The 277-nt window shown below is 67.5% G+C and carries 1 protein-coding gene; it reads right to left on the reverse strand.

Going from position 1 to position 277, the window contains the following annotated elements; genetic code table 11:
* The coding region (locus AYC60_RS08655; RefSeq protein WP_197416974.1) for a hypothetical protein at positions 1-229 on the reverse strand (229 nt) is incomplete at its 3' end.
* Positions 230-277: the final 48 nt, after the last annotated feature.

Raw genomic sequence — 277 nt, forward strand, 5'->3', positions numbered from 1 at the left:
CGAAGTCGGCGTCGATGGCGCGGCCCTTCTCGCCCTGCTGCTCGGCGGTGGTCAGGGCCGGGGCGAGGGTGACCTTGCTGACGGCGGCGACCTGATACTCCTTCATGTCCTTCTCGGACTTGGTCATGTCGGTCTTGTTCATGTCGGTCTTGGGGGCCGGCGTCTGGGCCAGCACGAGGCCGGAGCTCATCGCGAGGAGGCCGGCGGCGGCGGCGAGGCGGTACATCATGGCGGGTCGTCCGGTTTCGGATGTCGTTGAAGGACCCTGGAAACGGAG

The organism is Streptobacillus felis, assembly GCF_001559775.1.
Classification (GTDB): Bacteria; Fusobacteriota; Fusobacteriia; order Fusobacteriales; family Leptotrichiaceae; genus Streptobacillus; species Streptobacillus felis.